At 64.0% G+C, this 13,631-nt stretch carries 12 protein-coding genes; 4 read left to right on the top strand and 8 right to left on the bottom strand.

Going from position 1 to position 13,631, the window contains the following annotated elements:
• Positions 1–88: 88 nt before the first annotated feature.
• From NPS29_RS20615 to NPS29_RS20590, 6 genes are all read right to left on the bottom strand, one after another.
• Positions 89–652, bottom strand: a complete 564-nt coding sequence (locus NPS29_RS20615; RefSeq protein WP_274134713.1) for an NUDIX hydrolase — start codon at positions 650–652, stop codon at positions 89–91.
• Between the two features lies 1 nt (position 653).
• A complete protein-coding gene (locus NPS29_RS20610; protein ID WP_274134711.1) occupies positions 654–1,406 on the bottom strand; it encodes a GntR family transcriptional regulator in 753 nt (250 codons plus the stop codon).
• Positions 1,407–1,709: 303 nt separating this feature from the next.
• The gene (locus tag NPS29_RS20605) at positions 1,710–2,210 is read right to left on the bottom strand and encodes a flavin reductase family protein (RefSeq protein WP_274134709.1); all 501 of its coding nucleotides are present in this window, start codon (positions 2,208–2,210) and stop codon (positions 1,710–1,712) included.
• A gap of 12 nt (positions 2,211–2,222) precedes the next feature.
• Positions 2,223–3,704, bottom strand: a complete 1,482-nt coding sequence (locus NPS29_RS20600; RefSeq protein WP_274134707.1) for an aldehyde dehydrogenase — start codon at positions 3,702–3,704, stop codon at positions 2,223–2,225.
• Positions 3,701–4,534, bottom strand: a complete 834-nt coding sequence (locus NPS29_RS20595; protein ID WP_274134705.1) for an alpha/beta fold hydrolase — start codon at positions 4,532–4,534, stop codon at positions 3,701–3,703. Before NPS29_RS20595 ends, NPS29_RS20600 begins: the two co-directional genes overlap by 4 nt.
• Positions 4,535–4,581: 47 nt before the next feature.
• Positions 4,582–5,172, bottom strand: coding sequence for an amino acid synthesis family protein (locus NPS29_RS20590; protein WP_274134703.1), 591 nt, complete (start codon positions 5,170–5,172; stop codon positions 4,582–4,584).
• Between the two features lie 297 nt (positions 5,173–5,469).
• Here NPS29_RS20590 and lexA point away from each other — a divergent pair, with 297 nt between their 5' ends.
• The 4 genes from lexA to NPS29_RS20570 are packed head-to-tail and all read left to right on the top strand — an operon-like array spanning position 5,470 to position 11,249.
• Positions 5,470–6,087, top strand: a complete 618-nt coding sequence (lexA, locus tag NPS29_RS20585; protein ID WP_274134701.1) for a transcriptional repressor LexA — start codon at positions 5,470–5,472, stop codon at positions 6,085–6,087.
• Positions 6,087–6,704 carry a translesion DNA synthesis-associated protein ImuA gene (gene imuA, locus NPS29_RS20580; RefSeq protein ID WP_274134699.1) on the top strand — a complete coding sequence of 206 codons (618 nt, stop codon included), beginning with the start codon at positions 6,087–6,089 and terminating at the stop codon, positions 6,702–6,704. The genes lexA and imuA overlap by 1 nt, the downstream gene beginning before the upstream one ends.
• Positions 6,705–6,711: 7 nt before the next feature.
• Complete coding sequence (locus NPS29_RS20575) at positions 6,712–8,148, top strand: Y-family DNA polymerase (protein WP_274134697.1); 1,437 nt, start codon at positions 6,712–6,714, stop codon at positions 8,146–8,148.
• A complete protein-coding gene (locus tag NPS29_RS20570) occupies positions 8,145–11,249 on the top strand; it encodes an error-prone DNA polymerase (RefSeq protein ID WP_274134695.1) in 3,105 nt (1,034 codons plus the stop codon). The genes NPS29_RS20575 and NPS29_RS20570 overlap by 4 nt, the downstream gene beginning before the upstream one ends.
• A 233-nt stretch (positions 11,250–11,482) precedes the next feature.
• Here NPS29_RS20570 and iolG read toward each other — a convergent pair whose 3' ends face one another.
• Together iolG and NPS29_RS20560 are read right to left on the bottom strand one after the other, a co-directional pair.
• Positions 11,483–12,481: an inositol 2-dehydrogenase gene (gene iolG / locus NPS29_RS20565; protein WP_274134693.1), complete on the bottom strand. Its 999-nt coding sequence runs from the start codon at positions 12,479–12,481 to the stop codon at positions 11,483–11,485.
• Positions 12,482–12,534: 53 nt separating this feature from the next.
• Positions 12,535–13,560: a LacI family DNA-binding transcriptional regulator gene (locus NPS29_RS20560; RefSeq protein WP_274134691.1), complete on the bottom strand. Its 1,026-nt coding sequence runs from the start codon at positions 13,558–13,560 to the stop codon at positions 12,535–12,537.
• Between the last annotated feature and the right edge of the window lie 71 nt (positions 13,561–13,631).

Genomic DNA, 13,631 nt, shown 5'->3' with positions numbered 1-13,631 from the left:
AGCACGGCTTGCCGGCGGGGGCGGCCTCAAGATCGCCCCGCCGGCAAGCCGTGCTGCTACGGGTTTGGGTGTTGGTCGGTGATGGGCATCACCGAATGAAATGCACCTTGCCGCTGTCGTCGTTGCCCACGTAGATGCCGTACACCCCGGCCTGGCGCTCGGCGATGTAGCGTTCCAGGATCTGGCGGATGGCGGGGTAGTAGATGCTGTCCCAGGGGATGGCTTCGGGGGCGAAGAAGCGGCAGGCCATGGTTTCCGGGCCGAACTGGTCGGTGACTTCCAGGGCGATGGCGCGAAAGACGATGTACACCTCGCTGATCTGCGGCACGCTGAAGATGGAGTAGGGCGAGACGATTTCGGCGCGTACGCCGCTCTCTTCCCAGACTTCCCGCAGCGCTGCCTGCTCGGTGGTTTCGCCAGCCTCCATGAACCCTGCCGGGAGCGTCCAGGTGCCGGGGCGTGGCGGGATGGCGCGCTGGCACAAGAGGTACTTGCCTTCGCGCTCGATGATGCAGCCGGCGATGATCTTCGGATTGACGTAATGGATGTACTGGCAGCCCCCGCACATCAGCCGCTCGTGGGTGTCTCCCTCGGGAACGCGCTGCACGAGGTCGGCGCTGCCACATTGCGGACAAAAGCGCGGGGCGGGCATGTCAGTGTCCTATGCGCGGTTCCTTCAGAACCACGGGTTCGACGATGTCGCGCACCTTGGTGCCATCGTCCTGTTTGGATTTGAGGTAGTCGAGCGCGACTTTCGCGGCGCTGCGCACGTGGTCCACCGACGCCTGGTGTGCGGCCAGCGGGTCGCCGCTCTTGATGGCCTCGACCATCTTTTCCATTTCCCGGTTGCTCGCGCCGCGACGGTTTTCCTGGGACACCGAGGTCGCCCGCAGGTAGCTGATGCGGGCTTGCAACTGGCGCAACTGGGTGGCAGCGACGTGGTTGCCCGAGCCTTCGAGCAGCACGTCATAGAAGCCCTGAACCGAATCGAGCACCTGCTGCAGGTCGCCTTCTTTCAGCGCTTCGCTGTTCTCGTTGAGGGCTTTTTCCAGGGCGCGGATGTCCTTGGCCTTGGCGCGCAGGGTGAACAATTGCACGATCATGCCTTCGAGCACGCAGCGCAGCTCGTAGATGTCGCAGGCGTCTTCCAGTGTGATGATGGCCACGCGCGGGCCTTTGGCGTCGGCGAATTCCACCAGGCCTTCGGATTCCAGATGGCGCAGGGCTTCGCGTACGGAGGTGCGGCTGACGCCGAGGCGGTCGCACAGGTCGCGTTCGACCAGACGGTCACCGGGCAACAGCTGGAAATTCATGATCGCGCTGCGCAGTTTGTCCAGCACGATTTCCCGCAGGGTAACGGGGTTGCGGTTGACCTTGAATGTGTCGTCGAGTGGCAGGCGTTTCATGGAGTCCGCTCTTTAAAGGCTGTCTGCGGTAAGGTCGCGACAGCCTTGGGTGATTAGGGGCCAGGCTTTGTGCGAAAAGTGGCTGCGCTCGGCTATGCGGCGTTAAAAACACGCTCGGAATGCTCATTTACAACTCGTAAACTCCGCTTCCTCGCGTGTTTTTGCCTTGCCTAGCCTTCGCTCGCCGACTTTTCGAACAAACCCACACGACCAAAACGTCGCGCAGTTTACCACGCCAGGCGACGCCAACCAGCAGGCCCATCAACACCGATGGGCCCTGTTTCACCTCTTTTTTCGCCTGTTTCAGCCCAAAGCTGGCAACGGCCCGAGTTTGCCGCGGTGATAGACCATCGGCGTGACAGGGTCTTCAGGCAGGATCAGGTTCTTCACCTCGCCGACGATGATCGCGTGATCGCCGCCGTCGTATTCGCGCCACAGCACGCATTCGATGATCGCGGTGGCGCGGATCTTCGACGAGTTGCTCAGCAGCGGGTTGCCCAGCTCGCTCAGGTGCCAGTCGATGCCTTTGGCCTTGTCCTTGCCTTTGCCGGCGAATGCGTAGGCCTCGGCCTTCTGGTCCGCCGACAGCAGGTGAATCGCGAATTGCTTGCTGTCACGCAGCACCGGGTACGTGTCGGATGCGTAGTTGGGGCAGAACAGCACCAGGGCCGGCTCGATCGACAGCGCGCTGAACGCGCTGGCAGTGATGCCGACGATAGCGCCTTCCGGGTCCAGGGTGGTGACCACCGTGACCCCGGAAGGGAAGGAGCCCATGACGTCTTTGTATATGCCAGGTTCGATCATGTGGGCAGCCTCTTAACGCATCACGAAAGGGTCGGGCATCGGTTCTTGCGAGAGGTTGATCCACACCGTCTTGAGCTCGGTGTAGGCCAGTACCGAATCGATACCGCTCTCGCGACCGTAGCCGCTGTTCTTGAAACCGCCGATCGGCGCCATGGCCGACACGGCGCGGTAGGTGTTGACCCAGATGATGCCGGAGCGCACGTCACGGGCCAGGCGGTGGGCGCGGCCCAGATCGCGGGTCCAGATGCCGGCGGCGAGGCCAAACTGCGAGTCGTTGGCGATGGCCAGTGCCTCGGCTTCGTCCTTGAAGCGGATCACCGAGGCGACCGGCCCGAAGACTTCTTCCTGCATGATCTTCATCGAATTGTGGTCGCATTCGAACAGCGTCGGCTCATAGAACCAGCCGTCGCTGCCGGTTTGCGCACGCTTGCCGCCGGTGCGCAGACGCGCGCCTTCGGCCAGTGCATCGGCCACCAGACCTTCGACCACCGCCAGTTGCTGGGCGGTCGCCATCGGGCCCATTTCGCTGGTTTCGTCCTGCGGGTTGCCGATGCGAATGCGTTGGGCGCGGGCGACCAGGCGCTCGACGAATTCGTCGTAGATCTCGTCCTGCACCAGCAGCCGCGAGCCCGACACGCAACTCTGGCCGGAGGCTGCGTAGATCCCGGCAACGGCGCCGTTGATCGCGCTGTCCAGATCGGCGTCGGCGAAGATGATATTCGGTGATTTACCGCCCAGTTCCAGCGACAGCCTGGCGAAGTTCTCGGCACTGCTGCGCACCACATGCCGGGCCGTGGCAGCACCGCCGGTGAAGGCAATCTTGCGCACCAGCGGGTGGCGGGTGAGGGCTGCGCCGGTGCTTGGGCCGTAGCCGGTTACCACGTTGACCACGCCGGGCGGAATTCCCGCCTCAAGGGCCAGACGCGCCAGCTCCAGAATAGTGGCCGAAGCGTGTTCGGACGGCTTGAGCACGATGGTATTGCCCGCAGCCAAAGCCGGGGCCAGTTTGATCGCGGTCAGGTACAGCGGGCTGTTCCAGGGAATGATCCCGGCCACCACGCCGATCGGCTCGTGCACGGTGTAGGCAAACAGGTCGGGCTTGTCCAGCGGCAGGGTGCCGCCTTCGAGCTTGTCGGCAAGGCCTGCGGTGTAATGGAAAAACTCGGGCAGGTAGCTGACCTGGCCACGGGTTTCGCGGATCAGCTTGCCATTGTCGCGGCTTTCCAGCTGCGCCAGTTGTTCCTTGTTCTCGGCGATCAGATCACCCAGGCGGCGCAGCAGCTTGCCGCGCGCGGTGGCGCTGAGCTTGCGCCAGGCCGGGTTCTCAAAGGCCGCCTGGGCGGCCTGTACCGCGCGCTCGACGTCTGCTTCATCGGCGTCGGGCAATTCGGCCCAGGGCTGGGCCAGCGCCGGGTTGAGGCTTTCGAAAGTCTTGCCGGACAGCGCATCGACCCATTCGCCGCCGATGCACATCTGAAAACGGGTAAGGCTCATGCAACGATCCCCTTTACCGAAGTGTTTTGCGCGTCTGCCTGCTTGAGGAAATCGAGCAGCATCTGATTGACCAGGCGCGGCGATTCAACCGGCATCATATGCCGCTGCTCGGCAAGTATCTGCACCTTGGCACCATGAATGCGCAAGGCCAGTTGGCGAGCCATGTCGGGCGTGGAGCCGGGGTCCAGCTCGCCGGTGGCGACCAGCGTCGGCGCCTGGATGCTGCCCAGGTCGTCGGCGCGGTACATGTCTTGGGTGGCGAACAGCTTGTAGGTGGTCAGGTAGCCCTGCGGATCGTTGCTGGCGAGCACTTGGCGGATCGCCGCGATCTGCGCCGGGTTGGCCGCCTGATATTCGCTGCTGAACCAGCGCGACAGGGCTTCGGCCGCGTTGGCATCAGGGCCGTGTTCGGCGGCCTGGCTGGTGCGGGCAATGACGCCTGCACGCTGCTCGGGGCTGCGGTTGAACACGCTGTTGAGGATGACCATCCCCGAAAGCTGCTGCGGGTAGTGCAGGGCGAAAGCCCGCGCGACCAGGCCGCCCATGGAAAAACCGATGACCGTGGCGCTGGGCAGGCCCAGGTGTTCCAGCAGTTCATGCAGTTGCCCGGCGTAACCGGCAAGGCCGGTCTCGGGGTCCGGGCGCGGGCTGGCGCCATGGCCGAGCATGTCATAGGCGATGACTCGATACTGGGGGGCCAGACCGACCATCTGTCCTCCCCACATCTCCTTGTTCAGGCCGACCCCGTGAATCAGCACGACGGGGTGGCCTTGGCCGGTCGCCAGATAACTGGTGCCGGCCGGGGTGCGTTCAGCGGTGGGCTGAATCATGAAAGAGCTCCCAGGCCTTGCTTATTAGTATTGGAGGAGGCTGATATTTACTGCGCTTTCTCAGCCGCCAGCTCTTCCAGGTCGATGTAGCGGTTGCCGATGCGCGGGTGCAGACGACCGCCGTTGGCAGCGCCCAGGACCACGATGATTTCGTCGGCGCGCGGCGAATCCTCGATCTGCATTTCCAGGGTGATGTAGTGCGAGCGCAGGCCTTCGTCGTCCTTGTGCATCATCGGGATCTGGATCGAAGTGCCCGGGCCGCCGCGCTTGTTGGTGAAGCTCAGGTAGCTCTTGGCTTTCACGGCTTCGCGGTAGTGGTTGCCGAAGCGCAGGGTGTGGATCACGGCCGAAGCGTGCTCGATCTCGCCCTCGGCACCGACCACGGCAGCTTTGCCGTAGGCCTGGATCTTGTCGGCGCCGCCGATCAGGCCGGTCAGACGCTCGACCATCATCGCGCCCAGATCCGAGCAGCTGGCGCGGATTTCAGGCTTGAGGTCTTCCACGAAACCGCGCCCCAGCCATGGGTTCTTCATCACCACGGCCAGGCCCACCATGGTCACCGGCGTGTCGGTGGCCTTGCCGCCTTCAATCAGGGTTTCTTCGAGGTAGCTGACGATTTTGCGAATTTCGAAACTCATGAATGGCTCCCGTTCTTGTTCAGGGTTGGATGGGTTTGTATTTGGTCTGATGGTATACCATAAGACTAATCGTGCAAGTGGTTTGTTAGAACTTGTGTCGAAAAAGGTTTTCAGTCGACGCGTGGTTTACCGGTCACCATGCTTCATCTGTGGGAGTGGGCTTGCCCACGAAGAGGCCCCGTGCCGAGTCGAAGAGGTTGCGCCAGCAGCACAGCATTCGCGGGCGAGCCCGCTCCCACAGGCCAAATTGGTCATGCGATGAATGCCTCTAGCCAGACGTATTCGAAAAGAGTACAAATGTACTCCATGACGAATTTATCTCCCCGACGCGCTGCCATCCTGACCTTCATCCGGGATCGCATCGCCCAGAATGGCCAGCCGCCCAGCCTTGCGGAAATCTCCGAAGCCTTCGGGTTCGCTTCGCGCAGCGTGGCGCGCAAACACATCTTGGCGCTCACCGAGGCCGGTTACATTGAAGTCACCGCCCACCAGGCGCGGGGCATTCGCCTGGTCGAGCACCGCAAGCGTGCCGAGATGCTGGAAATACCGGTACTGGGTCGCGTGGCCGCTGGTGCACCGATCGGCCCGGACATCGACATTCACGACACCTTCACTCTCGACAGCCGCACCTTCCTGCGCATTCCCGACTACCTGCTGCGGGTCAAGGGCGACTCGATGATCGAGGACGGCATCTTCGACGGCGACCTGGTGGGCATCCTGCAAAGGCCTGACGCCCGTGACGGCGAGATCGTCGTCGCCCGGCTCGATGGCGAAGTGACCATCAAGCGCCTTGAGCGGGGCCAGGACGAGTTCCGCCTGTTGCCGCGCAACCCGGCCTATGCGCCCATCGTGGTGCGCCCGGATCAGGACTTCGCCATCGAAGGCGTGTTCTGTGGCCTGGTGAGGCGCGAGTGATGGGCGCGGTTGTCAGCCTCGACGCGCTGCTTGACGAGCGCCGGATCTGGAAAGGCCGCCCGCAGGCCCAGCCGGTGGGCGTGCAACCCACCGGCCACGCCTTGCTCGATGCCGCATTACCCATCGGTGGCTGGCCACCGGCCGCCCTGACGGAGATCCTGATCCCGGCCCATGGCAGTGGCGAGCTGCGCCTGCTCTGGCCGACCCTGGCGCGGCTGGCCGACTGCGGCGAACGCATCGTGCTGGTGGCGCCGCCCCACGTGCCTTATGCCCAGGCCTGGCAGGCGGCGGGGATCGATCTGCGGCAACTGTCGGTGATCGACGCCAATGAGCGCGATGCCTTGTGGGCGGTCGAGCAGTGCCTGCGTTCGGGCAGTTGTGGTGCGGTACTGTGCTGGCCGGGCAAGGTCGATGACCGCGCACTGCGCCGCTTACAGGTCGCCGCCGAAACCGGCGAGACCCTGGCCTTTGCCTGTCGCGGGCAACAGGCGGCCGCCAACCCGTCACCTGCGGCCTTGCGCCTGGCCATCGATGTTCGCCCCAGTCAGTTGCGGGTGCTCAAGTGCCGGGGCGGGCTGGCACCTTCATCACCCATTCCGTTCAACCTGGACGCCTGAGGTCTGCATGCTCTGGGCCTGTGTCCTGCTGCCACAACTGGCGCTGGACGGCGTGATGCGTCGTCGCGCCGAGCCTGAGCGGCCGCTGGTATTGCTCAGCGGCCCGACCCAACGCCGGGTGCTGCAAACCGTCAACAGTGCTGCCCGGGAACTGGGCCTGCGTCCCGGCCAGTCCCTGACGGCCGCCCACGCCATGACTCGCGACTTCGACACCGTTGAATACGATCCGGCCGAGACCGAGCGCTGGCAGCGATTGCTGGCAGCCTGGGCATACCGCTTCAGCTCTCAGGTCAGCCTGAAATACCCTAGGGTGCTGCTGATGGAAGTCGAATCCAGCCTGGGCCTGTTTGGTCCCTGGCCGGTTTTCGAAGCAAGGTTACGCCAGGAATTGACGGCCATGGGCTTCAGCCACCGCATTGTAGTGGCGCCAAACCCCGTGGCGGCGCGGATGCTGACCAACGCCCATGACGGCCTGGCTGTCACCTGCAACGAGCGCCTGGGTCCGATGCTGGAACAGATGCCGGTCAATCGCATCGGCCTGCCGGAAGAGGCCGCAACCGCGCTGATCCGCATGGGCCTGCATCGCCTGCATCAGGTGCTGGCCTTGCCCCGCGACACCCTGGCAAGACGCTTTCCCAAAACCGTGCTCGAGCATCTGGACACCCTGATTGGGCGAAGGCCGGTGGCACTGGACTGTTACGTACCGCCGGATCATTTCGAGACGCGCATCGAGCTGAACTTCGATGTCGAATCCCATCAGGCGCTGCTGTTCCCCTTGAAACGCATGATCGCCGACCTGGCGCTGTTCCTGGGCGGGCGCGACAGCGGCGTGCAACGTTTCGTCATTCATCTGGAGCACGTGCCCAGCGTCGGCAGTGTGGCGCCTGATACGCTGATTCCCGTCGGCCTGCTCAGTGCCGAGCGCGAGGCAGGCATGCTCTTCGAACTGGCTCGCGGGCGGCTGGAACAGGTGCAGGTGCCGTCCCCCGTACGCGCCCTGCGCCTGCTGGCCAGGGATTTACCAGCGTTCGTGCCGTCCCACCGAGAGCTGTTCGATGACCGCCCGCAACAGAGCATGCCCTGGGAGCAATTGCGCGAACGCCTGCGGGCGCGCCTTGGAGACGACGCGGTCAGCGGGCTGGGCTTTCATGCCGATCACCGCCCCGAGTGCGCCTGGCTGCCGAGCACAGCGCCAAAAAGCAAACCGGTGCTGGCGACGCTTCGAGTGCCGCGCCCCGGCTGGCTGCTGCGCGAGCCCGAGCCGCTGGCCGATTCGTCGGTGCGAGTGCTGGCCGGGCCCGAGCGCATCGAGTCAGGCTGGTGGGACGGAGCCGACGTGCGCCGCGACTATTTCCTTGTCGAAACCCGCAGCGGCCAGCGCGGCTGGGCCTATCGCAACGTGAATGACGACAGCGGCCTGTTGCTTCACGGCTGGTTTGCATGATGGCCAACTACGCCGAGTTGCATTGCCTGTCCAACTTCAGCTTTCAGCGTGGGGCCTCGAGTGCTGCGGAGCTGTTCGAGCGGGCGAAGCGTCACGGCTATCAGGCGCTGGCCATCACCGATGAATGCACCCTGGCCGGCATCGTGCGGGCCTGGCAAGCGGCGAAAGAGAGCGAACTGCCGCTGATCATTGGCAGTGAAATGTCCATCGAGAACGGCCCGAAAGTCGTGCTGCTGGTGGAAAACCTTGCCGGCTACCAGGCGCTGTGCGGCTTGATTACCCAAGGCCGACGGCGCAGCAAGAAGGGCGAATACCGACTGCTGCACGAAGACTTCAACGTCCCGCTCGATGGCCTGCTGGCGCTGTGGGTGCCGGACCTTGAACTCAAGGCCGACGGGCTTGCAGAACAAGGCCGCTGGCTGCGACAGGCCTTTGGCGACAACCTGTGGCTGAGCGTGGAGTTGCACTGCGGGCCGGATGACCGCAAGCGCCTGTCGATGCTGCTGGCTCTGGCGCGGGCCCATGGCATTCCCGCCGTGGCCAGTGGTGACGTGCACATGCATGCCCGTGGCCGGCGCGCCCTGCAGGACACCATGACTGCCATCCGCCACCACACCACGGTCGCCGAGGCAGGGCACCGGCTGTTTGCCAATGGCGAGCGGCATCTGCGGGCGCCGAGCGTGCTGGCCCAGTTGTATCCCGCCGAACTGCTGGCCCAGACCCTGGTCATCGCCCGGCGCTGCACCTTCAGCCTCGATCAGTTGCGCTACGAATACCCCCATGAACTGGTGCCTGAACAGCACACGCCCAGCAGTTGGCTGCGCCACCTGACCGAAGAGGGGGCGCGCAACCGTTGGCCTGACGGCGTGCCCGAGATCGCCCGCAACAACATCGAGCATGAGCTGGCCATCATCGCCAAAAAGAAATACGAAAGTTATTTCCTGACCGTGCATGACATCGTCCGTTTCGCCCGCCAGCAGGCCATCCTGTGCCAGGGTCGGGGCTCGGCGGCCAACTCGACGGTGTGTTTCGCGCTGGGCATCACCGAACTCAATCCGGCTTCGGGCAAGGGGCGGATGCTGTTCGCCCGCTTCATCTCCGAAGAGCGCAACGAGCCGCCGGACATCGACGTCGACTTCGAGCACGAACGCCGCGAGGAAGTGCTGCAATACATCTTCCGCCGTTATGGCCGGGGCAGGGCGGCGCTGACTGCTGTCGCCAGTACCTATCACGGCGCCGGGGCGATTCGTGACGTGGCGCGGGTGGTCGGCCTGCCGCCTGACCAGATCAACGCCCTGGCCGATTGCTGCGGGCGCTGGACCGACAACCTGCCGCCCGCCGAGCGCTTGCGCGAATCCGGGTTCGAGCCTGACAGCCCGGTGCTGCGCCGGGTCCTGACCCTGGCGGGCGAACTGATCGGTTTCCCAAGGCACCTGTCGCAGCACCCCGGCGGCTTCGTAATCTCCGAACACCCGCTGCAAACCCTGGTGCCGGTGGAGAACGCGGCCATGGCCGAGCGCACCATCATCCAGTGGGACAAGGACGACCTGGACCTGGTCGGGCTGCTCAAGGTCGATATCCTGGCCCTCGGCATGCTCAGTGCCTTGCGCCGCACATTCGATCTGGTGACCCGTTATCGCGGGTATGACCTGACCATCGCCAGCATCCCCAGCGAAGACCCACCGACCTACGACATGATCAGCCGTGCCGACACCGTGGGCGTGTTCCAGATCGAGTCCCGGGCGCAGATGTCGATGCTGCCGCGGCTGCGGCCCCAGACCTTCTACGATCTGGTGATCGAAGTGGCCATCGTGCGCCCCGGGCCGATCCAGGGTGACATGGTGCACCCGTACTTGCGCCGGCGAAACAAGGAAGAGCCGGTGACCTACCCGCCAAAGCTCAAGGAGGTGTTCGAGCGCACCTTGGGCGTGCCGCTGTTTCAGGAACAGGTGATGGAAGTGGCCATCATCGCGGCAGACTACACGCCGGGTGAGGCCGATCAGTTGCGCCGCTCCATGGCCGCGTGGAAACGCCACGGCGGGCTGGAACCCCATCGCGAACGCCTGGCCACGCGCATGCGCGCCAACGGCTATGAAGAGGCCTTCATCACGCGGATCTTCGAGCAGATCAAGGGTTTTGGCAGCTACGGTTTTCCCGAGTCCCACGCCGCCAGTTTCGCATTGCTCACCTATGCCAGTTGCTGGCTCAAGTGCCATGAACCTGCGGCCTTCACCTGCGCCTTGATCAACAGTTGGCCCATGGGTTTCTACAGCCCGGACCAACTGCTGCAGGATGCACGGCGTCACCACATCGACGTGCACCCGGTGGATGTGCGCTACAGCGACTGGGATTGCTCGCTGGAGCCGGTGGAAGGCCGGGAATACTCGCAGAATCTGGCGATTCGCATGGGGCTGCGGATGATTCGCGGTTTTCGTGAGGAAGATGCGCGGCGCATTGAAGAGGCTAGGGGAGTGCGGGCTTTCAAGGATGTCACTGACCTGTGCGTACGAGCCGATCTGGACAACCGTGCCCGGGCGTCACTGGCGGATTCCGGGGCGCTGCGCGGGTTGGTCGGGCATCGGCATCGGGCGCGCTGGGAGATTGCCGGGGTCGAGGTGCAGCGGCCGCTGTTCGGCGATGATTGTTTTGATAGCGAAGCACAGGTGCCCTTGCCGCTGCCCAGCGTGGCTCAGGATCTCAAGGCGGACTACGACATGCTCGGCACGACCCTGGGCCCGCACCCCTTGAGCCTGCTGCGCCGGACGCTGGCGGCCAAACGCTTTCGCAGCTCGAAGGACCTGTTGCACGAGGAGCATGGGCGGCTGTTCAGTGTCGCCGGGCTGGTGGTAGGCAGGCAACGGCCCGGAACCGCCAGTGGCGTGACTTTCGTCACCCTTGAGGATGAACACGGGATGATCAACGTGGTGGTCTGGCGTGATCTGGCCGAGCGTCAGCGCAAGGTGCTGGTGGGGTCGCAGTTGATGCAGGTGTTCGGCAAGTTCGAATACCAGAAAGGCGTACGCCACATCATCGCCCAACGGCTGTTCGACCTCACGCCCTTGTTGACCGGGTTGGATGTGCGCAGCCGGGATTTCAAATAGTCCATACCCAACCCGTAGCAGTCCGGCCGGGCGGCGTTCCGCTTGCCGGCGTCAGCGATCTTTCGGACGCCCCCGCCGGCAAGCCGTGCTGCTACGGATCGAGGTGTTGGTCCCATATCCTCCAGCCAACACAGCCCCGTAGCAGCACGGCTTGCCGGCGGGGCGATTTCGAGGACGCCGACGCCGGCAAGCGGAACGCCGCCCGGCCGGACTGCTACGGGACCCATAACGCCTTACAGCTCGACCTTTACCGCACGCCCGGTCTTGATCGATTCCAGCGCGCAATTGGCCAGGTGCAGCGCCTTGAGGCCGTCCCGTGCGTTGGTCGGCAGCGGGTCGCCAGCCTTCACGGCATCGATGAACTGGTTCAACTCGTTGCGATACGAATCGGCATAACGCTCCAGGAAGAAGTTCATCAGCGGTTCCAGCACTTCGGTCTGGTTGGCGCTGTAGGTGCGCACGCTGGTGGCGCGGTGGTTGTCGTTGAGGACCATGCCCTTGGAACCGAACACCTCAAGGCGCTGGTCATAGCCATACACGGCCTCGCGGCAGCAGTTGATGTGGCATTGCTTGCCGGAAGCGGTGCGCAGCAGGACCATCACGCTGTCGTAGTCGTCGATCTGCGCCAGGGCCGGGTCCACCAGGCGGCTGGCGATGGCCATGACTTCCACCGGCTCTTCACCCAACAGCGTGCGCGCAGTGTCGAAGTCGTGGATGGTCATGTCACGGAAAATCCCGCCCGAGTGCTTGAGGTATTCCACCGGCGCAAGGCCCGGATCGCGGCTGGTAATCACCACCTGGCGCACCTCGCCGATGCTGCCGTCGGCGATGGACTTGCGCATCTTCAGGGTGTCGGGGTCGAAGCGGCGGTTGAAGCCCAGCATGACCTTGCCGCCCCGGCGCTCGATTTCTTCCACGGCCTTGGCCGCCTTGGCGAAATCCAGGTCGATGGGTTTTTCGCACAGCACCGGTTTGCCCAGTTCTACCGCACGCAGCATCAGGTCGATGTGGGTGTCCGTCGGGGTGCCGATGACGATGGCATCGACGTCGTCGCGGGCAATGGCCTGGGCGCAGTCATAGGCGGCAGCGCAACCGAGCTTGGCGGCCAGCTTGTCGACGCCTTCGCGCCATGGGTCGGCGATCACCGACAGTTGCACATCGGGATTGGCCGCAACGTTGGCGGCGTGGATGTTGGCGATACGGCCTGCGCCGAGGACTGCGATGCGTAGCATGGGTGGATCTCCAGAGATTGTTGTTGTGGGAGTAGATCGGTTGAAGCGGTAACTCAGTGCGCCAGGTTGAACGGCGTGACGATCTGCACCGCCGAAGACTGAATCGGATCGGCCTTGCACAGCCTGTGAAACTGCAAGATCTGGGTGAAGGCATTCCGTGCATCGACCTGAAGGTTGTGGTCGATGATCGCGGCAATCTTTTCCTCGGCCAGCAACTGGCGGTTTTCCTGATCCAGGTCGTGGCCGATGAACACCGCCAGCGGCCGCCCAAGCGCAGCGAAGGCATCGACAATGGCCCGGTTGCCGCCGCCGACGCTGTAGATGGCCTTGATCGAGGGGTTGTCGTTGAGTGCCTGAGTTACCCGTTCGAAGGTGGGTTGGTGCACGCCGAAACCGCCGGTGATGTCGACCACCCGCAGGTGTGGCGCGCGGCTGCGCAGCCAGGTGCGAAAGCCCATCTCCCGTTCTTCCTCGCCGCGAAACAGCTCGCTGCTGATCATCACCCCGACATCCTGCACGGCGCCGTCCAGCCAGCGCGACATCAGGTAGGCGGCGGTCTGGCCGGCCGTGCGGTTGTCCATCCCGATGTAGCCGATGCGCTCGCTTTGCGGCAGGTCCGACACCAGGGTCACCACCGGAATGCCGGCCTGGGTGACCCGGTTCACCGCTTCGTTGATCTGCGGCTCATCGGCGGCCTTGAGGATCAGGCCCTGGCTGCCCTTGCTCACGCAGCGCAGGATCAGGTCGTGCATCTGTTGGGTGTCGATTTCCTGATACAGGTGAAAGCGCGGAAAGATGCGGAAGGGCGCCAGGCTCCCCAGTTGCGCATGAATGGCGTCCTGAACCGCGTCGCTGAAGCGCTTGGGCACGTGCAGGATGATGTCGATGTGAAAGGTGCGGCCGACCGCAGGGCCTGATTTTTCCTGGGCTTCGAGTTCTTCCAGAGCCTGCTGGATACGCCGGTTGGTCTGGTAATGGACGCTTCCGCGCTCGTGCAGCACACGGTCGACGGTCGCCTTGCTGACCCCGGCCTGGGCAGCGATCTGCTTGATGGAAAAGCGTCTGGCGCGGTCGAGCATGGAATCCCCTTGAGCCTGTTTTGAGGTCTTGTTGAGGTTGATTCGGGTCTCTGTGAGGTGAGGGCAATGCT

This window comes from Pseudomonas putida (assembly GCF_028682175.1).
GTDB lineage: Bacteria > Pseudomonadota > Gammaproteobacteria > Pseudomonadales > Pseudomonadaceae > Aquipseudomonas > Aquipseudomonas putida_AD.
The sequence above is the reverse complement of the archived record's forward strand: the minus strand, read 5'-3'. Positions and strand labels throughout refer to the sequence as shown.